The organism is uncultured Anaerococcus sp. (genome assembly GCF_947253225.1).
In the GTDB taxonomy this organism is placed as follows: Bacteria; Bacillota; Clostridia; order Tissierellales; family Peptoniphilaceae; genus Anaerococcus.
This window is the reverse complement of record NZ_CAMXYR010000028.1, coordinates 1-20,615: the sequence shown is the minus strand read 5'-3', so window position 1 is coordinate 20,615 and position 20,615 is coordinate 1. Positions and strand designations below refer to the sequence as shown.

At 35.8% G+C, this 20,615-nt stretch carries 21 protein-coding genes and 1 tRNA gene; 2 read left to right on the top strand and 20 right to left on the bottom strand.

All coding sequences use genetic code 11. The features are described from left to right. Positions 1 to 57: 57 nt before the first annotated feature. A tRNA-His gene (locus Q0W95_RS04775) sits at positions 58 to 134 on the bottom strand. A 303-nt stretch (positions 135 to 437) separates the two neighbouring features. Here Q0W95_RS04775 and Q0W95_RS04770 point away from each other — a divergent pair. Both Q0W95_RS04770 and Q0W95_RS04765 read left to right on the top strand, forming a co-directional pair. Next, positions 438 to 1,043 (top strand): regulatory protein RecX, encoded by a 606-nt coding sequence (locus Q0W95_RS04770; RefSeq protein WP_297790401.1) that lies wholly within the window; start codon positions 438 to 440, stop codon positions 1,041 to 1,043. Further along, positions 1,040 to 1,297 carry a GIY-YIG nuclease family protein gene (locus Q0W95_RS04765; RefSeq protein ID WP_297790399.1) on the top strand — a complete coding sequence of 86 codons (258 nt, stop codon included), beginning with the start codon at positions 1,040 to 1,042 and terminating at the stop codon, positions 1,295 to 1,297. The genes Q0W95_RS04770 and Q0W95_RS04765 overlap by 4 nt, the downstream gene beginning before the upstream one ends. Here the strand turns inward: Q0W95_RS04765 and Q0W95_RS04760 are convergent. From Q0W95_RS04760 to Q0W95_RS04670, 19 genes are all read right to left on the bottom strand, one after another. Continuing rightward, a complete protein-coding gene (locus Q0W95_RS04760) occupies positions 1,286 to 2,215 on the bottom strand; it encodes a ribonuclease E/G (RefSeq protein ID WP_297790397.1) in 930 nt (309 codons plus the stop codon). The two genes, Q0W95_RS04765 and Q0W95_RS04760, sit on opposite strands and share 12 nt — an antisense overlap. Continuing rightward, entirely contained in the window at positions 2,212 to 2,835 is a 624-nt protein-coding gene (locus Q0W95_RS04755; protein ID WP_297790395.1) for a hypothetical protein, read from the bottom strand. Before Q0W95_RS04755 ends, Q0W95_RS04760 begins: the two co-directional genes overlap by 4 nt. Then, on the bottom strand, positions 2,832 to 6,272 hold the full coding sequence (locus Q0W95_RS04750) for a penicillin-binding transpeptidase domain-containing protein (protein ID WP_297790393.1): 3,441 nt from the start codon (positions 6,270 to 6,272) through the stop codon (positions 2,832 to 2,834). The genes Q0W95_RS04755 and Q0W95_RS04750 overlap by 4 nt, the downstream gene beginning before the upstream one ends. 12 nt (positions 6,273 to 6,284) lie before the next feature. Then, a complete protein-coding gene (gene mreD / locus Q0W95_RS04745) occupies positions 6,285 to 6,776 on the bottom strand; it encodes a rod shape-determining protein MreD (RefSeq protein WP_297790391.1) in 492 nt (163 codons plus the stop codon). Then, entirely contained in the window at positions 6,769 to 7,662 is an 894-nt protein-coding gene (mreC, locus tag Q0W95_RS04740; protein ID WP_297790390.1) for a rod shape-determining protein MreC, read from the bottom strand. The genes mreD and mreC overlap by 8 nt, the downstream gene beginning before the upstream one ends. 6 nt (positions 7,663 to 7,668) lie before the next feature. Next, entirely contained in the window at positions 7,669 to 8,679 is a 1,011-nt protein-coding gene (locus Q0W95_RS04735; protein WP_297790388.1) for a rod shape-determining protein, read from the bottom strand. Positions 8,680 to 8,690: 11 nt separating this feature from the next. Further along, entirely contained in the window at positions 8,691 to 9,374 is a 684-nt protein-coding gene (radC, locus tag Q0W95_RS04730; protein ID WP_297790386.1) for a DNA repair protein RadC, read from the bottom strand. Continuing rightward, positions 9,355 to 9,888: a Gx transporter family protein gene (locus Q0W95_RS04725; protein ID WP_297790384.1), complete on the bottom strand. Its 534-nt coding sequence runs from the start codon at positions 9,886 to 9,888 to the stop codon at positions 9,355 to 9,357. Before Q0W95_RS04725 ends, radC begins: the two co-directional genes overlap by 20 nt. Further along, on the bottom strand, positions 9,885 to 10,274 hold the full coding sequence (locus Q0W95_RS04720; protein WP_297790382.1) for a NusG domain II-containing protein: 390 nt from the start codon (positions 10,272 to 10,274) through the stop codon (positions 9,885 to 9,887). The genes Q0W95_RS04725 and Q0W95_RS04720 overlap by 4 nt, the downstream gene beginning before the upstream one ends. Before the next feature lie 92 nt (positions 10,275 to 10,366). Then, the gene (locus tag Q0W95_RS04715; RefSeq protein WP_297790380.1) at positions 10,367 to 11,170 is read right to left on the bottom strand and encodes an RnfABCDGE type electron transport complex subunit B; all 804 of its coding nucleotides are present in this window, start codon (positions 11,168 to 11,170) and stop codon (positions 10,367 to 10,369) included. A gap of 9 nt (positions 11,171 to 11,179) precedes the next feature. Beyond that, positions 11,180 to 11,755 (bottom strand): RnfABCDGE type electron transport complex subunit A, encoded by a 576-nt coding sequence (locus Q0W95_RS04710; protein ID WP_297790378.1) that lies wholly within the window; start codon positions 11,753 to 11,755, stop codon positions 11,180 to 11,182. A gap of 11 nt (positions 11,756 to 11,766) precedes the next feature. Continuing rightward, complete coding sequence (locus Q0W95_RS04705) at positions 11,767 to 12,405, bottom strand: electron transport complex subunit E (RefSeq protein WP_297790376.1); 639 nt, start codon at positions 12,403 to 12,405, stop codon at positions 11,767 to 11,769. Between the two features lie 8 nt (positions 12,406 to 12,413). Then, positions 12,414 to 12,959, bottom strand: a complete 546-nt coding sequence (locus tag Q0W95_RS04700) for an FMN-binding protein (RefSeq protein WP_297790374.1) — start codon at positions 12,957 to 12,959, stop codon at positions 12,414 to 12,416. Position 12,960: 1 nt separating this feature from the next. Beyond that, positions 12,961 to 13,926 (bottom strand): RnfABCDGE type electron transport complex subunit D, encoded by a 966-nt coding sequence (locus tag Q0W95_RS04695; protein WP_297790372.1) that lies wholly within the window; start codon positions 13,924 to 13,926, stop codon positions 12,961 to 12,963. Between the two features lie 9 nt (positions 13,927 to 13,935). After that, a complete protein-coding gene (gene rsxC, locus Q0W95_RS04690; RefSeq protein ID WP_297790370.1) occupies positions 13,936 to 15,261 on the bottom strand; it encodes an electron transport complex subunit RsxC in 1,326 nt (441 codons plus the stop codon). A 67-nt stretch (positions 15,262 to 15,328) separates the two neighbouring features. After that, the gene (locus Q0W95_RS04685; RefSeq protein ID WP_297790369.1) at positions 15,329 to 15,985 is read right to left on the bottom strand and encodes a lytic transglycosylase domain-containing protein; all 657 of its coding nucleotides are present in this window, start codon (positions 15,983 to 15,985) and stop codon (positions 15,329 to 15,331) included. Further along, on the bottom strand, positions 15,985 to 16,575 hold the full coding sequence (coaE, locus tag Q0W95_RS04680) for a dephospho-CoA kinase (RefSeq protein ID WP_297790367.1): 591 nt from the start codon (positions 16,573 to 16,575) through the stop codon (positions 15,985 to 15,987). Before coaE ends, Q0W95_RS04685 begins: the two co-directional genes overlap by 1 nt. Continuing rightward, positions 16,562 to 19,198 carry a DNA polymerase I gene (gene polA / locus Q0W95_RS04675; RefSeq protein ID WP_297790365.1) on the bottom strand — a complete coding sequence of 879 codons (2,637 nt, stop codon included), beginning with the start codon at positions 19,196 to 19,198 and terminating at the stop codon, positions 16,562 to 16,564. Before polA ends, coaE begins: the two co-directional genes overlap by 14 nt. 74 nt (positions 19,199 to 19,272) lie before the next feature. Beyond that, complete coding sequence (locus tag Q0W95_RS04670; RefSeq protein WP_297790363.1) at positions 19,273 to 20,535, bottom strand: hypothetical protein; 1,263 nt, start codon at positions 20,533 to 20,535, stop codon at positions 19,273 to 19,275. Between the last annotated feature and the right edge of the window lie 80 nt (positions 20,536 to 20,615).

The window sequence follows — 20,615 nt, the reverse complement described above, 5'->3', positions numbered from 1 at the left end:
GAAATTCCCACTAGATCCTAAGTCTAGCGCGTCTGCCAATTCCGCCAATCCCGCATATGGGGTGAGTAGTGAGATTCGAACTCACGGCCTCCTGGGCCACAACCAGGTGTCTTAACCAACTGGACCATACCCACCAAGCCATCACTATTTCATAATACCATTTACGAACTAGCTTGTCAAGTTTTTTTAACAATTATTTCTTTTTATTTAAGATTTCCTTGTCTTATCTCTCTCTCAACAATATATATAATACCATGAATTTTATTTATGTGCAAGTATTTTTTATTATTTTTATTTTTGCCTTATAAGTAGTAGAATAGGAACAAGAGGTGAATTATGAAAAGTAGAAAAACAATTCTTAAAATTTTTGCAATTGTTATTGCAATTTCTATGGTAGCTCCTATTATTTATAGTGCTTACAATTCTCTAGCTGGTCTATGATTGTAGAAGAGATTGATTATTCCGATAAATATAACTTGTGTAGGTTGAATATCTCTGGTGAATTTTTTTATGTCTCCTATGATTTTTTTAATGATTTGGGGATTTCTAGGAATGATGAGGTTGATTTTGCTGACTTTAAGAAAATTTCAGAAGAAAATTCTTATAATAGAGCAAAAAATTATATCTTGTCGAGAATTTCCTATGCTAATAAGACTAGCTTTGAAATAGGTAAAATCCTCAGAGATAAGGGATATGAGGCTGATGTTGTTGATAGGGTTATGAATTTTCTAGTCGATTTTCATTTGATTGATGATAATGAGTTTGTTCGTGCCTTTATTTCTGATAAGTCGTCTATTAATGGTTGGCCAAGAAATAAAATTAAGTACAAGCTAAGGATTAAGGGAATCCCCGATTCTCTTATCGATGAAAATCTTGACTTGATTGATGCTGAAAAAGAGTATGAAAGGGCCAAGTATTTTGCTCAGAAGAAGGCTCGAGGGGATTATTCTTTTGCTAATAAGAACAAGGTCTACAGGCATCTGGCTAGTAAAGGATTTGATTTTGACCTCATTAGCAGGGTTGTCGGAGAGATTTTCTCATGAGTCATTACGTCTATATTTTAAGATGTTCTGATAATTCCCTATATACTGGCTATACAACTAATCTTGATAGAAGATTAGTTGTCCACAATTCTGGTAAGGGTGCCAAGTACACAAGAAGTAGGCTTCCTGTAAGGCTTGTTTATTATGAGGAAGTTTCTACAAGGTCGGAGGGTCTAAAGTTGGAGCGTTCCATAAAAAAATTGACCAAAGAAAAAAAAGAGGACTTAGTCGCAGGTTTCGACCTAGGAAAGTAAATTCCTTAGGTCTAGTTCCCTGTATAAGCTATCTCCTCTTCTTTTTATGGTCATTTCAAAAAGTCCCATAGGTGAAAATCCAAATATTTCACATTCAAGACCAAACATTTTAGCTTTTTTATTGAAAGTTTCTTCTATTATCTCCTTATTTTCGTTTCTAAGAAAATCTATTACAACCATTCCTCCAACATTTCTGAGTTTGAGGTTGTAGGCTATAAAGTCAATCAATTCCAAATTTATGTTTTCTAGAAACTTGTCCTTCTTATTTTTTGACTTTTTGCCATCTGTGTTTACATCTACAACTGTAAGAGTTTCTAGATCATCAATTATGATTGAATAGTCCCCATATTTAATCTTTTTTTCTTTGATTATTTGGAGGGCGTCTTTGAATTGCTTGAGTTCTTTTATGTTCCCTTCAATTATTGCTAGATTAGAATTTTCCCTAAGATAGGTGTCTAGGTAGGAATTTTCGTAAAGTATTTTTGGCGTCGGATAAAACTTCTCTTCCCTTATCAATCTTTCTTTTTCACTAGCTAGGTCTTTGTAGAGCTTGTTATCTCTTTTCTTAGTATTTTTTTGACTAGGCCCTTTTGCTTGTGGAAATCTCTTGACCCAATAATTTTCATTTTCTAGCTTAAAATTAAGAGACCCCAGAGCTAGTTTGCCATTTGCAGGGTCTCTTACATATTGGACGATTACATTATCTCCAATCTTGTAGGGAATGGTTGATGTTAAGTACAGAGTCTCTCCCTTGGCATATTCTACAAAATAGCCTTTGAGGGCATCGAGTTTGTTGATAACTTTTCCCCTGTAGATATTGCCTATGAGCGAATCGTAAAATTTAACTTCGACCACCCTATCAGCTATGATTTTTGCTAGAACCTTTGTTTTTTTGTCCACAAAGATAAAATCTGTCATTTGCTAAACTTCAATTTTAATTTCTCAAAGAAGGATAGGTTTGGAACTATCTGATAATTTTCATTAATTAAATTGTCAACCACCCCATCAAATTCTTCTGTCGCCTTAACTTCTCCTAGGAAGTTTTTGCCAAAAGCTTCGATTTTTTCCTTATAAAGCCTTATATCATAAGAGCTTGACACTTCCCTTATGAAGAAACTATCTTCCTTGATGTTTGTTGGGAATTTGCCTTCTTCTACAAGGAGGACAGATTTTTTTTCACTAAATAGGTCTGGGTCTATCTTATCAATTACTAGAAAATCATAGCCTTCTTGACTGATAAGCTTATCCATATCTTCTTTTTTGATTTCGTATTTATCATCAAGAAGGGGCCCTATGATAAAGTCCAACCCTTCATCTTTTACTAAAACATCTTCAAAGGCTATCCTATCCAAGAAGTAATCTGCTAAGTCGTAGGTAATCATCCCATCCTTGCCAAAGAAGTCTTCGATGTTAACTTCCTGTCTTTGGGTTGATATGAGGAGAGTTTTCCCCTTTTTCTTTAGCCTTTGAGCAAGACTTACTGCGAATTTTACCCTATCTTTTTCTTCGCTTGAATTAATTATATAAACTTTCATCATTGGTTCCCTTCACTTGTCTTTTCTTGATCAGCTTCTTGCGTATTGCCAACATTCCCATTTGGATTTTGTCCAGTTTGGCTTTGCTGTGATTCATTATGACCATATTCAATATTATTTATATCTTGAACCGATTGGTCAGGATTTGAAGTATTGACCTTGAGGTCAAAATACTTGCCGATAATATCTCTCATAATAGGAGATGCATGATAGCTTGTATTTCCTTGGGTTAGGATTACAGATACAGCAATCTCTGGATCGTCATATGGGGCAAAGCCAATCATCCAAGCATATGGATAATAGTCAGACCCATCAGCATTCTTACCTTCAACTTCCGCTGTTCCTGTCTTTACCCCTATGTCTATAGGTAGTTGGTTTAGGATAGCATTGTCTTTAGCTACTAGCATAGCCCCATATTTGATATCTTCAAGATGTTTAGTATCTTTGATGTCAATCTTATTTGACTCTGTTACGTTTTGGAAGAGAACTTCCTTGGAGTCGTGGTTTGATATCTTATCGATTAAGGTAAACTTGTTCAAGTATCCACCATTGCTGATTGTTGACATAACCCTATTCATTTGTAGAGGTGTATAGGCATTTTGACCTTGACCTATAACTATGTTTAGCATATCTGTTACATCCCAGTTTGCTTGGTTTAGGTAGGTGAACTTGATTGTATCAGCAAGACTTGCTATTTGTCCATCATAGTATCCTTCAGCATCATATCCCATATTTTCTAAGTATTTTATTATCTTATCCCTTGGCCAGCCCTCAGGGTCATCAGCCATACGAACTATGTTTGCAACATCTTCCTTAAACTCATCCTTGGTCTTTTTCACATCTTCCTTGATAAATATGGACAAGTTGTTTTCGAGATATTTTTTAAGGATTGCCTTTGTTACTTCAATTTTTTTGTTTATTGATGGAATGTTTCCTACAGTTTCTTGAGGAATATTGATTTCTATTCCTGTTTTTTGGTCAAGGCCAAGTTTTTCTGCAGCCGTTCTTACATCATTTAGCTCTAGCTTCACACCTAGAGTATCTCCATCTTCAGGATTTTTGCCCAATGCTAGGGTGTAGTAATAGTAGTTACAAGAATCTCTTATTGCTCCATACAAGTTTTCTTCACCATTGGTATGACCTGTTTCTGTATAAATCAAACATGAAAATCTACTATTACCAATGTCCATAAAGCCATGACAATAATTGGTAGCTAGAGGATCAAGCCCCTTCTCAAGGGCTGCAAGGCTTGTAACAAGCTTAAAGGTTGAACCTGGCATAACTGCAGTTTGACTAGCTATATTAAGCATAGGTCTTGGTACAAGAGGCCCTGCACCTTCTTCTACTTGAAGGGATTCCCAGTCAGAAGATGATATTCCTGTAGCGAAAATATTTGGATCGTAGTCTGGGAATGATGCCATAGCAAGCACTTGTCCAGTTTTGACATTTGTTACAACAACTGCTCCACTTTCAGCATTTGGGGCAGGTTTTATTGGAGCAAAACTTCCATACTCCGATTCATAACTAGAACCTCTTCTTATAGATTCTAGCACTCCCTTGAGAGATTTTTCTGCCATTTCTTGGAGGTCTTTATCTATTGTTAAGTATACATCGTCTCCTGGCTCTGAGGTTGACTTAGAAATAGTTTGTTTCCTATTTCCATTTGAATCTACTGTAACTAGCGACCTTCCATTTTTACCCTTGAGGTTATCTTCATATGATTCTTCAATTCCCGTTTTTCCTATGATTTCATCTCTTAGGTAGCCTCTTTTATTTACATACTTTTCAAGCTCTTCGCCTGTGGCAATTGGTCCCATATATCCAAGGATATGGCTTGCCAGATACCTATTTGGATAATGCCTTATAGGAATTGTTTCAACGACAATTCCTGATGATTTGTCTATCTTTTCTTCTATTTTTAGAACAGTGGTTTCATCTAAGTTATAGACGATGTTTATAGGCCTATAGCCAAAGTTTCCTTGTCTATTAAGTTTGTTATCTATGGTTAAAATGCCTATAGCTTCGTGGTCATTGTATTTTTCTATCTTATTTACCTTCTTTAGGTAGGCTAGAATTTTTCCTGCATCCTCTTCTTTGCTTAGAAGCTCAACTATATCATCAGTCGAGTTTGCCCTATCCTTTTGGGCGTAGTAGGTGTAGAAGTCTTTTTCATCTTTGACAAAGGTGTAATCCCACTCTTTTGGGTCCTTATCAGTTATATCTATATTTGGGTAGATATTGTTTTTGGTGTTGGCATTTTGGGCAAGGTATTTGATATCTTCTGATAAAATTAATTTTTTCAAAAGCCCTTTCTGGTCAGCAAGCTTAGCCAAAGCCTTAACAGGATCTCCTGCTTCTGGGTTTTTATACCTTACTTCCACAGAATATTCATTCTTATTATCTTCTTTTTCGGTTACAACTTCTGTTTCAAAATTAGCGTATATGCCCATATTTTCGAGCTCTTCTATAAGGATGTTGGCAGGTATTATGTACTGTCCCTTTTCATCAACACTTGCTTCCTTGAGAACATCATCTATGGTAGAATTTTTTACAATCTCATAAAAGTCATCCTTAGCCTTGGATTCGTAGGTGATTTTATCAAACAACTTGTGGAGTTTTGCTTTTTTCTCTAAGAAATCTTCGTCAGTTTTTACAGCAAAGTCTTTTAATTCTACATCTCCCTCAAGCTTGTTAGCCTTTAGAATATCATAGGCTATCCTTCTAGCATGAGAGTTTTGGAGGATAGATGAAATAACAGACCTGTCGTTTCCTATTTGATTTACTATTACATCAACAGGATCAGCATTGGTGGGACTTCCTATTGACTTTAACTTAGTTTCAGCATTTTCCTTAAAGCTTATATCAAGTTTACCATCACTCTGACTTACATGGCAAGGGATATCTATCCCCCTCTTTTTTAATGCAAGTAGGGCAGTGTTAGCAGTCTCATATTGGATATTATCCTTTGTATATACGCCTTCGATAAGATTTTTGACCAAATCGTTGTCTATTATCAAGTCTACTACTGTATCTTTTGGCATTTGCTTGTGATTGAAATAACTTTTCTTATCCTTAAATTCAAAAGAGTTTATCCTAAGATTGTAATCTTCTGTGTAATTGACTCCATCCTCTTCAAGAATATCTACAAGTCTTGATATGTTTGCAAGCTTTCTATCCTCACTTAGGCTAGTTAGTTGATCCTTGTATAATTGAACAGCAAAAGAAGGAATAGAGGTCGCAAGGACTTTCCCATTCCTATCGTAAATATTTCCACGGCTGGCAATTTCATCAACTTCCTTAACTTTTCTATTATCAGAAAGGTCTCTGTAATAATCACCTTGAACAAGCATGACCTTGGCAAGTCTCAATCCTATGACAAGAAACAAGAATCCTACAAGAAGCTGAACAAAAACCAACCTTTTTTCTTTAAGTTTTCTCAAACTATTCCCTCCTTATATTCTGTAGGTAGGAAGGTACATAATCTTACCTACAATTAAGTTATAGAGGATGTATATCAATCCATTAAAGACCACTTCGATTATAAGTCCTATAGGAAGGTAGGCTAAGATATCTGCTGAACTTTTCCCTAGGAGAAAATAAATTACAGAAACAAGAAGGAAGTTAAAAATACTCGCCCCAACCGTAATCAAAGCACCGCTTGCCCTGTCTCTTGGCAATTTAAAGTCCTTAGAGCCAACCACATAGCCAATTAAGTAATAGGATAAGGCTCTTACTCCTATGAAGGAAGTTAGGAGAAAATCTTCCACAAGACCTAGGATTAGGCCACTATAGCCACCAGTCTTTCCTCCCAAGAATTGTGATATAGCAACAAGAGCTGGTATTAATATATTTACATTTGCTCCAAAGATATTGATTTTAGAAAATACTGTAGTTTGCAAGATAAAAGATATTAATAACAATAAGAAAGTCTTGACCTTATTCATCATTTTCTCCTTGGTAATTTTCATTTTCAACAACTTCATCCACGCTATACTTGTCAGTTTGCTTCAAAACCAAGACCCTATATAGGTGGGAGAAGTCGACTGGCGAATTGAGGGTTATATTTTTCTTTAGAGCGTCCTGACTCATTGTAACATTAGAAACTGTTCCTATATAAATACCTGCTGGATAAATTCCCCCAAGTCCACTTGTCAAAAGAACATCCTTAGATTTAACCTCACTATCAACATCAAGCATATAACCTTGGATAGTTTTTTGGGTGAAATTATTTATAACTCCATAGTCCCCGCTTTTGGAATTGATGAAAGATACATCATTTGACTTGGAATTGATTGTCTCAACCCTAGCAGTCGTTTGATATACTTGGGTTACTTTTCCAACAAGGCCTGTATAATACTTTGAATCTCCAACAGCCTGTAGGATTATATCATTTACTTCAATACCGTCTTTTTTGCCCTTATCTATGGTGAAATTCTTGGTCATAGAGTTTGAGTCAGTATTTACAACATAGGCAGTCATATAGTCGTTCTTAGTTGCATCTAGGGCATTTTTCTCATTTTCTAAAAAATCTTTTTGAGAAATGATAGTGTTTAACTTGGAATTTTCAATCTCTAAAGCCTTGTTTTCCTCCTCGAGCTTTTCGACAGCTGCCCTTGTTTCCTTAGACCCTATGGTTCTTTCTACCTGTTCTTTGATGACAGATGATATTGAATAAGTGATTTTTTCTACTGGGGCAAAGATAGTATTAGCTATATTTGACCCTGTTTCATTTATTTTTTTTGTTTGAGAAGAGATAGCTATAATTATTAGCAAACTAAAAACTGTAACTACAAATCCCTTGATGTTTTTCTTCTTTCTTCTGTATGCCATAATTACCTACTTACGATACTTAACAAATCTATCAGGATTGTCCAATATAATTCCAGCACCCTTTATAGCATCCGATATCGGATCTTCAGATACGCTTACGGAAAGACCCATTCTTTCGGATATATATTCGCTAAGACCCCTAAGCTTTGTAAGTCCTCCAGTCAAGTAAATACCATTTTTCTTGATATCTGAACTGATTTCAGGTGGAGTTTTCTCCAAAACCTCATAAATCATATCTACAACCGTATTTGCAAATGGCATTATACAAGATAGTAAGCTCTCACTTGTTATGCTAACAGTCTTAGGCATAGCCGTTTCTAAGTCACGACCATCAACCTCTATAGAAAGTTTCTTATCCTTTACCCTCAGGCTTAGGACTGAATTTTTCACATTTTCTGCTGTATTTTCTCCAATTTCAAGAGAAAGTTGATCTCTAAAGTAATCTCCTATAAGAGAGTCTATATAATCTCCTCCCTTATTTATAGACTTATTTGTTATAACTCCATTAAGAGAAATTACTGAAGCCTCGCTTACTCCACCACCGAGGTTTACAATTAGGCTTCCCTTTGGCTCATCTGGGCCAAGATCCATCCCATAAGCTGCTGCTAGACTCTCATCTACAAGGATTACATCCCTACTTCCCGCATGAAGAGCCGCATCTTCAACAGCCCTCGCTTGGATATCAGTTATTCCTGATGGAACACAGATAACAACTCTAGGCTGGAGGAAGGAAAAACCACTATTAACTTTCTTGAAAAAATAATTTAGCAGGGCTTCAGTCAAGTTGAAATCGGTTATTACTCCGTTTTCTATAGGCTTTACTAGGTGAATTTTGTCATGAGTTTTACCAAGCATTTGTTTGGCAGAATCCCCTATGGCCAAAACTTTGGTGTTATTCTCATCTAAAAGCAAAAAAGATGGCTCTTTTGCAATAATTCCATCACCCTTTTTATATACTAATATATTGCTTGTTCCTAGATCTATTGCAAAATCAGAAGCAAGAATTCTAAAATTCATAAGTTTACCCCTCAAATATTTCCTTCTTTTTTAAAACTATAAAACTTATCCTTGCCTATTATTATATGGTCAAGAACACTTATATCCAAGATTTCTCCAGCATCGACAAGTCTTTTGGTTATTTGTAAATCCTCCATAGATGGAGTTGGATTGCCACTTGGATGATTATGTACTAGAACTATTGACTTAGCCGACTTTTTTATGGCAGGCTTAAATACTTCCCTTGGATTTACAATAGTAGAAGACAAGTCGCCTATGGAAATTGTTTCTTCTGCTATTATAACATTTTTAGTATCTAAAAGGATGGCAACAAAATGTTCCTTTTTCTTAAAGGTTAGTTCGTTTTTCATATAAGTATAGACATCAGCACTTGAAGTAATTTTTTTGATTTTCTTCTTAATTACCTTCTCGCTAATTCTCCTACCTAATTGGAGGCTCGCCACAATTTTTGTAGCCTTAGCTAATTTGATGCCATCAATTTTTATAAGTTCATCTACTTCTACTTCCAAAAGCTCCTCATAGCTAAAGGAAGCTAGGATTTCCTTGGACAATTCTATTACATTCTTATTCTTATAACCTGTAGATAAAATGACAGCAAGAAGCTCCTCCTCATTGAGAGCTTCATAGCCTTCATTAATCATCTTCTCCCTTGGTCTATCTGAAATATCCAAGTCCTTAATCGTCTTTGTTTCCATGATATCTGCTTATCCCAATTTTTTCCATATGCCTAATAATATAATTAGAGCTAAGTCCAACAAAAAATCCAGTAAAAGTCCCCACAAAAACTAAAAGAGGAAAGTAGTAGTACATCTTGATATTTCCCATAACTACAGTAGCCACAAGAACTTGCCCGAAATTATGGAAGAAAGCCCCTATCTCACTTACTCCTATGAAGCTTAGACTTTTATCCAAAAATTTAATGCTTAGGCTCATTGAAATGCAAGCAAGGATTGCTCCCATAGCTGAGAAAAAAAATGAAGAAACCATTCCTGTAATAAGAATAAGCAAAAATGACTTCAAAATCCCAATCGTAAGACCAGCCTTAAGCCCATAAAAGTATAAGCCAACTAATAATATTATATTAGAAAGTCCAAGTTTTGCACCTGGAATAGGTATAGGCAAGGGAATGTAATGCTCTAGCAAAGATATGGCAAGAGCCATAGCTGTAAATAAAGCAAGATTCGTGATTTTTCTTACCTGAGTTTTCATCTAACCACCTTATCTATCTGATCGTCTCCCCCAGCCTTCTTATCCTTAGAATAAACTTCCAAAAATAACCTATGGGGTAGGCATATAATTGTTTCACCAACATTATGGATGGGAGACATATGAGTGCATATCTTATCTGAGCAATCGGCATCTGACACAAAAGCCTTGCCATCCTTTATCTTTATTATGTTATAGTGGCCAAGGTATTCTACCTTAAATTCTTGGTCCTTATCCAAAGCTACTTCCTTGATAATCTTAGAATCTTGCTTTATCCTTAAAATATTTCCCTTAGCTTGGGAGGTTATTTTTGTAATAATAAAGGAAAAGGCAAGTGAAAACATCAACAAGAAACCTATAACTATAATATCACCTTTTTTGATTTTCATATTATACCTCACCTTTAAGTTTATCATTTCATTTACTTGATTGTCAATTTAAGGCATAGAAAAACAGCGTAGCTTTCTACGCTGTTAATTTCTTACTCAAAAACTTCTATGCACTTGTTTGGACATTTTTCTGCCGCTTGTTTTAGAAGGTCTGGATCAAAATCTTTTCCAATTTGTTCTACTGAAAGGAAGTTATCCATAGCAAAGGCTTCTGGATAAGTTTTCGCACAAATGCTACATCCAATACAAGAATTTTTACAATTATTTCTTGCATCCTTGCCCTTATCGTGGCTTGAACAAATAACCACTTGTTTTTGACTTATTGGAACAAGGGTAATAATATTTTTGGGACAAGTGCTTACACACTTACCACAAGCAACACACTTATCCCTGTCCACAATAGCAACACCCTCTTTAACATGGATGGCATCAAATGGACAAGCTTTCTCGCATGACCCACATCCAACACATCCATAATTACAAGCTTTCTTGCCTCCAAAAAGTGCAATTTGTGCTCTACAATCCTCGATTCCTGAATATTGGAAGATGTCTTTTGCTGCTTCGCAAGTTCCATCACACTTTACTATAGCGACTTTTCTATCTGCTCCACCTACTGCTTCTACTCCCATAGCTGCTGCAACAGCATCACTTGTTGCCTTACCACCTATGGCACAAGCATCTACTGGAGCTTCTCCCTTAGCGATTGCTGCTGCAAGTCCATCACAACCTGGGAAGCCACAAGCACCACAGTTAGCACCCGGAAGACAATTTCTTACTTCTTGTTCTTTTAATGATTTTTCTACATGGAATTTTTGACTAACAAAACCTAGGCCCACAGCAAAGACAAAACCCAATATAGCAAGAACCACAATTGGAATTATAATAGTTTGTATCATCACTTCCTCCTAAGCTAGTCCCGCAAATCCCATAAAGGCAATTGCCATAAGACCTAGGGTAACTAGGGTTATTGGAACTCCCTTAAAGGTTTCTGGTAATGAATTATATTCAATTCTTTCTCTGATGTAAGCAAGTATCATAATAGCTAACATGAAACCAACAGATGCTGCTAGAGCATAGACTATAGTTTCTATTAGAGTGTATGATGAATCAATCGCCTTAATAGCAACACCGAGAACCACACAGTTTGTTGTGATTAGTGGAAGGAAAACTCCCAAGGCTCCATATAGGGCTGGCATTGATTTTTTCATTACTGTTTCTACTGATTGAACCAAAGCTGCAATTACTAATATAAATACAACTGTTTGTAAGAATCCGATGTTTAGTGGATTTAATATGTAGTATTGAATAATCCAAGTAATAATTGAAGCTAGTGTTATAACGAATATTACCGCTAAACCCATGCCTCGTGCAGTATCAACCTTGCTTGTAACACCAAGAGAAGGACAGATACCTAAGAATTGACCTAGTACATAGTTACTTACGAAAATAGTTGCAATGATTATTGAAAATAGATTTCCCATAATATCTCCTCTTATTTTCTTTTCTTTGAAATAGCATTAAATGCTGCAACTAACATACCAAGAACTATAAATGATGATGCTGGTTGTTGTAAGAATCCAATTGTATAAGTTTCTGGAATAAGTCTCATTCCAAAAAGTGTTCCTGCTCCAAGTAGCTCTCTAAAGAAAGCTAGGGTTGATATAGCAAGAGTATAGCCAAGTCCTTGACCAATACCATCTATGATTGAAGAAAATGGTCCATGGCTTGAAGCAAAACCTTCAGCGCGAGCAAGGATAAGACAGTTAACTACTATAAGTGGGATAAAGATACCCAAGGATTCATCTAAGGCTGGTAAGTAAGCCTTGATTGACATTTGTACTATTGTTACGAAACCTGCAATTATTACTATAAAGGCAGGAATTCTTATTTCATCTGAGATAAAATTTCTTAATAAAGAAATTACCAAGTTACTCATCACTACTACGAAAGTTACAGATACTCCCATACCTATGGCGTTTGTCAAAGATGAAGATATGGCAAGCACTGAGCACATACCAACAGTTTGAACAAAAACTGGGTTGTTGGCAAATAGTCCTTCAATGAATACTTTTGCCAAATTTTCTTTTGGAGCTTTTTTACTTTCAATAGGTCTATCAATTTGTTGTTCCATAATATCTCCTATTTAAGTTCACCTAGGACCTTTACAGCGTCATTGATACCTCTAAGAATTGTGTTAGTAGATATGGTTGCGCCAGTAATTCCTACGATTTCGTTTTCTCCACCAGACTTAGAAGCTTTAACTTCTCCGTCCATGCTTACTCCTACCATTCCTTTTTTGAAGAAATCTTCTTCCATTTGTTTACCGAATCCTGCTGATTCAGAATGGTTTAATGGAGCAAATCCTGTTATTTTATGGTCTTTATCAACTCCTATAAGAAACTCAATATTTCCACCATAACCACCCGGTGATAATATTTGAAAGACATATCCGTCTCCCTTTGAACCACTCGCCTTGTAGATTTTCTCTAGCGTTTGTGGAGCATTAGCTTCTTTGACTTCCTCATAAGAATCTGCTGGAAAAACTACTTTCAATGATTCTTCAAGTTTTTCTTGAGCCTTAGCTTCAATTATTGGGCTCGTAGCATTGTTTGTCAAGGCTAGGGCAAAGGCAGTAACTGATGTTATTAAGAATAATTTAAGACCTAATTTCAAACTATTATTCATTTTATTTTCCTTTCTTTGCCACGACTTTTCCAAAAGTCTTATCTCTTGTGTAAGTTTCTATGATTGGAACTATTAAGTTCATAAGTAGGATTGAATATGATACGCCTTCTGGGTATCCTCCCCAAATTCTTATTATCGCTGTAAGAAATCCTGCTCCTACAGCAAAGACATATTGACCTTTGATTGTCATTGGTGTGGTTGTGTAGTCGGTTGCCATGAAAAATGCACCAAGTAAGAGACCACCTGAAAGGATATTTCTTAGAGAATCGGCGAAACCTGTTCCGAAAACTCCCAATAAAACTGTTGCTGTTACTATATATGTAAGTGGTATTCTTATGTGAATAACTTTTTTTACTAGTAGGTAACATGCCCCAAGTAGAAGTGCGATGGCTGAAACTTCACCCAAACATCCTGGTATATTTCCGAGGAAAAGATCCATTGTTGTATAACTAGCAGGATCAGATAAAGGGGTTGCTGATGTTACAGTCGAAATGTCTGTTGCAGTTTTTAGGGCAGCAATGTTTTTTGGTGATACGAAACTTGTCATTGATTGGGTCCATGAGGCCATTAGGAAGGCTCTTGCAGCAAGGGCTGGGTTTACAATATTTTGTCCAATTCCACCATAGAACATCTTAGCTACTACTATTGCAAACATTGCTCCAATCACAATTTGCCATACTGGTAAGGTGCATGGAACGTTGAAGGCAAGTAGGATTCCTGTTACTACTGCTGATAAATCTTTGATTGTTTGTTTTCTTTTTGTTGTTTTATTAAATATATATTCTGATAACACACAAGTTATTACAGATGCTAGGATAAGTACCAAAGCCCTATAACCAAAGTAATATACTGAGGCAAGGCCTGCTGGTATAAGTGCAATAATCACATCTAGCATATCTTTCTTAACTGTACGATTGCTTCTTACATGAGGAGAAGCAGTTACCAAGAGTTGTTTTGTATTTTCCATATACTCCTCCTATTTTCCTGCTTGTCTTATTTGTCTCTTACCAAACTTGATGGCTTCAACAAGTGGTCTATTAGATGGACAAACAAATGAGCAAGATCCACATTCTATACAATCCATAATGTTAAAGTCTTGAGCTTTTTCGAATCTTTCCTCAAGGGAGAACTTGTGGATATATAGAGGAAGTAGGTATACAGGACAAACGTCCACACATCTTCCACATCTTATACATGGGCTAACTTCAAGTGGTTGAGCTTCATCACTTGCTAAAACTAGGATACAGTTGCTGGCCTTTTCGACAGGTCTAGTTAGGTCTGGTTGAGCAATACCACACATTGGTCCACCATTAACAAGTTTTGCAATATCCTCTGCTCCACCCGCTTCTTCAATTAGGTAACCAAATTCTGTACCACACCTTACAAGCATATTGGTAGGATTTTTTACCGCCTTGCCTGTAACTGTAACAATCCTTTCGTAGAGAGGTTTGTCCATGTATAAGGCCTCATAGATAGCGTTCATTGTCGAAACATTTGATACTATCGCTCCAACATCCATTGGTAAGCCACCACTTGGAACTTGTCTGTCAAGACAAACATCTATCATCCTCTTCTCATCACCTTGTGGGTACTTGGTCTCTAATTTTTTGATTTCGATGTTAAGATTAGAGTTTTCTCTAGCAAAGTCTTCAAGGGCTGCCACCATTGAATCGTAAGCCTTTGGCTTATTATCCTCTATGGCAACGATTCCCCTTGTGGCATTAACAGCCTTCATTGCTTGACATAACCCCTTTAGGATTCTTTGAGGCCTATTTTTCATCAAATAATCATCACAAGTAATGTATGGTTCACATTCTGCACCATTTACAATTACTGTATCAACTGGTTTAGCTGGTTGATATTTTATGTGAGCAGGAAAAGCCGCTCCGCCCATACCTACTATTCCAGCTTCCTTAATCTTTTCTACAATTTCTTCTGCATTAAGGCTTACATTATCTTTTTCTATGTATTCTTTATCTTGGTCGAAACCTTCGGTATCAATTACGACTGCCTTGGCGTTTTTGCCAGAGGCAGTTTGTATATCGATAATGTCCTTAACCACTCCACTAACTGAGGAATGGATGTTTGCAGAGAAATTTCCGACAGCAGATCCTATTAGCTGTCCTACACTAACTTCGTCTTTTTTTGCTACTAGACATTTGCTAGGTGCCCCAATATGCTGGGTCAAAGGAATTGTTACAAGCTTAGGAATGCTAGCAAGTTTAAGCTCGCTATTTTCAGTAAGCTCCTTATATTCCTCCATATGCACACCATTTTTAAATGTCATGGAATTAAGTGCCATAAATTTCTCCTTACTTATTATATTGATCACTTACTATTATAAATTAAAATCGCTTTTCATTCAATCTTTATCTGATATTATTTATAAAATCTTTTATGAAAATTTTAAAATTTTTAATGCTTAGTTCACGGAGATTGCCAAGTTCCTCATCAGTTGGGAGGCCATCCTTGTAAAACTTTTTCATAACAGCATAGTTTGCATTGATTTTTGTAACATATTGTCTAGTTTCTTCAAAGGGAATATCCAAAGGATTTGGATTTTCTTTATCAATTATCCCATCCTTAATCCAATCATCTACATTTCCAACACCACCATTGTAGGCAGCAAGGGCAAGGTCCTTGTTGTTGTAGTACCTGTAGAGGTAGTCGTAATAACCTACTCCCAAGTCGAGGTTATAGCTAACTTCATTTAGCTTTTCTGGATAGTACTCAATCCCAACAACATCTGCTGAATGTTTAGCAGTATCTTCCAAAAGTTGCATAAGGCCATGAGCCCCTTGGTGGCTTTGGGCATTGTTGTCAAAATCTGACTCAACTTTTATAATCGAAGCTGTAAGCAAGGGATCAACATTGTATTTTTCTGAGTATTCTTTAATTTCTTTTTGGTAGGAAATTTGAGTCCTAGATGTTTGATAGGCGATTAAGCCATAGACTATCGCAAAAAATATTCCTATAGCTAGGACTATGAAACCTAGAGTTTTTCCTAAAAATTTTATTACTTTCATTAAAAGTTACCTCTATCTAAGATATTGTTTATTTTTTTATTAAGGTCTTTTTCGTTTCCACTATTATCGATTATTATATCGCTATTATCTATCATATTTTTCAGCATATCCTGACTTTCAATCTTGGTTTTGGCAAAATCTTTGCTTATTCCATCTCTTGCCATAAGCCTTTGAATTTGAACGTCTCTGTCGCAAGTTACAAGGATTACCTTGTCAGTTTGGAATTTTTCTTCCATCTGGAAAAATAAGGGGATTTCTACAAAAACTCTTGTTTTATCGGTTTTTTCTATTTCTTTTTCTATCTCTTCGATGATATTTTTGTGGGTGATGGCATTAAGCTTTCTCATTTTTTGAGGATTTTCAAAAATCATCTGCCCTAGTTTTTTCTTATCGAGCTTTCCCTCAGAAAAGGCAGAGCTAAAGTCCTTTTCCCTTTTGATGGCCAAATAATTTTTGCCACCTTCTTGGATTAGACTTTTGTTAATAGCATCTGCATCAATTACAACTTCCCCCTTTTTTCTCAAAATATCAGCAAAAGTTGACTTGCCAGAGGCTATTAGTCCAGTGATTACAAGTCTACTTGGATTCATACATACTATCTCCCGTATCAATATCTACAATAAGTGGAACTTCAAGCCTTGCAGCTTGTTGCATTGAATCTCTAAGAATTTCTATAGCCTTTTGCTTATCTTCAAGTCTTGCCTCAAGGATTATTTCATCGTGAATTTGAAGGATTATCCTTGCATCAAGCCCTGCTTTTTTGATATTTTTATCTGTCTCAATCATGGCAATCTTTATTATATCGGCAGCTGTTCCTTGAATTGGCGTATTTAGTGCTACTCTTTGACCGAAACTTCTTACGTTGAAGTTACTTGAATTAATTTCTGGCACATACCTTCTTCTCTTGAAGAGGGTTTCAACAAAGCCATCTTCCTTGGCTTTTTCTACAATACCATCCATGTATTTCTTGATTGATGGATAGCTTGCCATGTAGTTGTCGATATATTCCTTAGCTTCCTTCCTAGGAATATTTAAGTTCTGTGAAAGTCCATAATCACTTATCCCATAGATTATCCCAAAATTTACAGCCTTGGCATCAGACCTTTGCCTTTTTGTAACCTCCTCCAAAGGAGTGTGAAAGACTTTTGAGGCTGTCTTTGCGTGAATATCTTCATCTTCCCTGAAAGCTTCAATCATATGGTCATCTTTTGAAAGAGATGCTAAAATTCTTAACTCTATTTGGGAATAGTCTGCATCAATTAGGATTTTCCCCTCACCAGCCTTGAAGGCCTTTCTTATGAGTCTGCCCTCGTCTGTTTTTATAGGGAGATTTTGGAGGTTTGGATATTGGGAAGATAGCCTGCCCGTTGCTGCAATATTTTGCCTAAAGGTCGACCTTATTCTTCCATCTTCATCTATAGCATTTTCTAGTCCTTCTATATAAGTTGACCTTAGTTTGAAAAGTTCTCTATATCTTTCTATTTTAGGAATAATTGGGTGATTGTCCCTGAGTTTTTCGAGAACTGACGCATCTGTAGAAAACCCTGTTTTAGTTTTCTTGATTATAGGAAGGTCTAAATCTTTAAATAAAACTTCCCCTAATTGTTTGGTAGAATTTATGTTAAACTCAGAACCAGCAAGCTCGTAAATCTCTCTAGTTAACTTTTCTAAGTCCTCATCAATGCCCTTTTTGAGATCCTCAAGAACTTTTTTGTCGGTAACAAAACCAACTATTTCCATATCAGCAAGTACCTTAGAAAGTTTTATCTCTATCTCCTCATAAAGGTCATACATCTTATACTCATTAAGCTTAGCTACAAGCTTCTCCTTAGAATCTTCTATGGCATTTAGCTCACTTGACACAAAATTTCCTAGCTTAGCAAAGTCCAAGTCCCCATAGCTAAGAGCCTTCTTGCCCTTACCCAAAAGGTCGGTGGGATTTTCCACTTCATAGTCGAGGTAGGCTTGGCTTAGGATTTTGAGGTCATAGGAGGACCTAGAAGGATCAATTAGGTAGTGCATGAGCATAACGTCATCATAGGGAAGGCTAAGGTCTATACCAATTTTGTTCAAAAGAACCACATCTTCCTTGATATCAAAAGAATTTTTAAGAATATCCTCATCCTCAAAAACTCCCTTCATCTGCCTTACAAATTCATCTGTCGGCTCTCCAATGTAGGTTGGTGAATCCTTGGTCTTGATGGCGATTTTTAGAGGTTGGCTATGAATATATCGGTCTCCGTCATAAAGCACCTTGAAGGTAAATTCCTTTGTTCTTCTAATATCTCCAAGCAGGCTTTCATAGTCATCAAGTTTTTTATAGGAGAAAGTCTTTGTCTCAATCTCCTTTGAGCCATCCAGGTCATCAAGGAATTTATTGAAATTATACTTGGCATACTTTTCCCTAAGGCTAGCTAGGTCAGGAGTTCCAACCTTAATTTCTTCTAGGTCATATTCTACAGGGGCAGATGTTACAATAGTTCCTATCTTCTTGCTCATATAAGCAATAGCCTCGCTATTTTCTAGGCTTTCCTTAGTTTTCTTGCCAGAAATTTCATCCAAATGTTCATAGAGTCCTTCAATAGACCCATATTTCTTGATAAAGTCAATCGCCTTCTTTGGACCAATCCCGTCAACTCCTGGAATATTATCCGACTTATCCCCCTCAAGCCCCTTCACATCAATAAGTTGCTTAGGAGTTAGCCCAAACTCTTCCTTTATAGTATCGACGGTATATTCCTTGGTTTCAGATACACCCTTTTTTGTAAGATTTACAACAATCTTTTCATCGACAAGCTGTAAATAATCCCTATCACCTGTAATAAGAACCGAGTCGTAGCCCGCCTCTTGAGCCATCTTGGCATAAGTTCCTACAATATCATCAGCCTCAAAACCTTCAAGGTCAGTATATTTTATATTCAAGGAATCCAAAATATCTTTCAAAATTCCGAACTGGTAGGACAGTTCACTTGGCATCTTGTCACGGGTTGCCTTGTAGTCCTTAAACTCCTTGTGCCTAAAGGTCTTTGACGCCCTATCAAAAGCGACAAGGACATAGTCTGGTTTATATCTATTAACGGCGTTATTATACATGGTCAAAAAACCATAAACCCCATTAGTCATTACTCCGTCATTGTTGGTGAGCTTAGGCAGAGCAAAAAACGCCCTAAAAATCAAACTCGACCCATCAATTAACATTACAGTTTTTTTCATCATATCTCCTTTGTATATAGTATATCATACTTTGTTTTGTGGATTAAAAAAAGTAAGCGGACAAGCCGCCTACCCTATTCTTCTATGATGTAATCAAAGTCTTCTTTATTAAATTGTTTATCATCCCCTACAAATGTGTCTTTCACTTCTGAAGTATCAAAAGTAAACATAACTATTCTAGTATACAGTCTAGAATTATCTCTTTCTTTAAATTTAACCAAAATTCTTTTACCTGGAGGAATCTCTTTTTCATCTCTCATCCTATTAAAATTCTCGATTGCTTCCATCTGTCTTTGTGTTGATGGAGCAATCAAATCTGAAAAATAACAAGTAAAAATCAAAAGCGCTCCTATTAAGAGATTCAAAGCATTACTTATATTATAATCAAGGTTTAATATATATATAGATATCATTACAAGATAAATATGAGTTGTCCTAATATATCTATCATAACTTTCAAGTCTTAAGGCTTCTCCTACATCCATAGAGAAAATATATGTGAAATAATTTCCTAGCTGATAGATAACGTAGAAGGAAATTACCAGTATAATTAAGTTTCTTATAATTTTATCCTTATTATAAATCAAATATATAAAGATTAACAAAAATATAAGCCCTATAATAAAATAATCAGTTCTAACCCTATTAAGGAATCCTCTGCTGATTTTAATAATTGTCTCTCTATCTTTTTGCTCAAATATTTTCTCATATCTATTCACTGAAACGGCATGCTTTGAACCTAAGGAAAAATTATATTTAACATGGTTCTTCCAAGATAAAAATGTCATTAATAAAGCAGCTATATTAGTAAATACAAGTTTTTTACTAACTCTATAATATTTTATAAATAAATACGCTATAGCCACAGAGGCAAATAAAATAGCACTAGTTTTTACTAAAACGAGGCTTACAAACATCGGTATTGCAAAATAAAGATTCTTGTAATTATTTACATCTGTATAATAAATGTAGGCAAAAACACCAAAGGCAGTCGTAGCTATAACTGTATCTACTCTTAGACTTTGAAATCTTATATCATAAAAGCACGCAAATACACCAAGAACTACAAGTAAGATTATTTTTACAATATCTTTCTTATAATCTTTAATTGACGAAAATAAACAAAATACTCCCGAAACAACTAAAATAGCATTAGCTACTAACATTCTACTTTCACTATAACCAATAAGTCTTACAAGTCCATAAATAAAGTAAGCAGAGGCTTGTGGATATGCCGTATAATCAATTCTAGTTTCATGAACAGTATTTAAATGATCTGTTCTTAAGAATAACCTAGCTAAAACTCCCCAGTGGCCAAAATCATCTTGAACATACAAATGTTTGTCATGTAAAACAAATCCAATAATACCTATAATTATAAAAAATATAATATCTGTCTCTTATACACATCTCCGAG

What these genes read in the sequence shown, in the direction of transcription:
- Q0W95_RS04770 (WP_297790401.1), top strand. Translation starts at nt 438, where the DNA reads ATGATTGTAGAAGAGATTGATTATTCCGATAAATATAACTTGTGTAGG.
- Q0W95_RS04765 (WP_297790399.1), top strand. Translation starts at nt 1,040, where the DNA reads ATGAGTCATTACGTCTATATTTTAAGATGTTCTGATAATTCCCTATAT.
- Q0W95_RS04760 (WP_297790397.1), bottom strand. Translation starts at nt 2,215, where the DNA reads ATGACAGATTTTATCTTTGTGGACAAAAAAACAAAGGTTCTAGCAAAA.
- Q0W95_RS04755 (WP_297790395.1), bottom strand. Translation starts at nt 2,835, where the DNA reads ATGATGAAAGTTTATATAATTAATTCAAGCGAAGAAAAAGATAGGGTA.
- mreD (WP_297790391.1), bottom strand. Translation starts at nt 6,776, where the DNA reads ATGAATAAGGTCAAGACTTTCTTATTGTTATTAATATCTTTTATCTTG.
- mreC (WP_297790390.1), bottom strand. Translation starts at nt 7,662, where the DNA reads ATGGCATACAGAAGAAAGAAGAAAAACATCAAGGGATTTGTAGTTACA.
- Q0W95_RS04735 (WP_297790388.1), bottom strand. Translation starts at nt 8,679, where the DNA reads ATGAATTTTAGAATTCTTGCTTCTGATTTTGCAATAGATCTAGGAACA.
- radC (WP_297790386.1), bottom strand. Translation starts at nt 9,374, where the DNA reads ATGGAAACAAAGACGATTAAGGACTTGGATATTTCAGATAGACCAAGG.
- Q0W95_RS04725 (WP_297790384.1), bottom strand. Translation starts at nt 9,888, where the DNA reads ATGAAAACTCAGGTAAGAAAAATCACGAATCTTGCTTTATTTACAGCT.
- Q0W95_RS04720 (WP_297790382.1), bottom strand. Translation starts at nt 10,274, where the DNA reads ATGAAAATCAAAAAAGGTGATATTATAGTTATAGGTTTCTTGTTGATG.
- Q0W95_RS04715 (WP_297790380.1), bottom strand. Translation starts at nt 11,170, where the DNA reads ATGATACAAACTATTATAATTCCAATTGTGGTTCTTGCTATATTGGGT.
- Q0W95_RS04710 (WP_297790378.1), bottom strand. Translation starts at nt 11,755, where the DNA reads ATGGGAAATCTATTTTCAATAATCATTGCAACTATTTTCGTAAGTAAC.
- Q0W95_RS04705 (WP_297790376.1), bottom strand. Translation starts at nt 12,405, where the DNA reads ATGGAACAACAAATTGATAGACCTATTGAAAGTAAAAAAGCTCCAAAA.
- Q0W95_RS04700 (WP_297790374.1), bottom strand. Translation starts at nt 12,959, where the DNA reads ATGAATAATAGTTTGAAATTAGGTCTTAAATTATTCTTAATAACATCA.
- Q0W95_RS04695 (WP_297790372.1), bottom strand. Translation starts at nt 13,926, where the DNA reads ATGGAAAATACAAAACAACTCTTGGTAACTGCTTCTCCTCATGTAAGA.
- rsxC (WP_297790370.1), bottom strand. Translation starts at nt 15,261, where the DNA reads ATGGCACTTAATTCCATGACATTTAAAAATGGTGTGCATATGGAGGAA.
- Q0W95_RS04685 (WP_297790369.1), bottom strand. Translation starts at nt 15,985, where the DNA reads ATGAAAGTAATAAAATTTTTAGGAAAAACTCTAGGTTTCATAGTCCTA.
- coaE (WP_297790367.1), bottom strand. Translation starts at nt 16,575, where the DNA reads ATGAATCCAAGTAGACTTGTAATCACTGGACTAATAGCCTCTGGCAAG.
- polA (WP_297790365.1), bottom strand. Translation starts at nt 19,198, where the DNA reads ATGAAAAAAACTGTAATGTTAATTGATGGGTCGAGTTTGATTTTTAGG.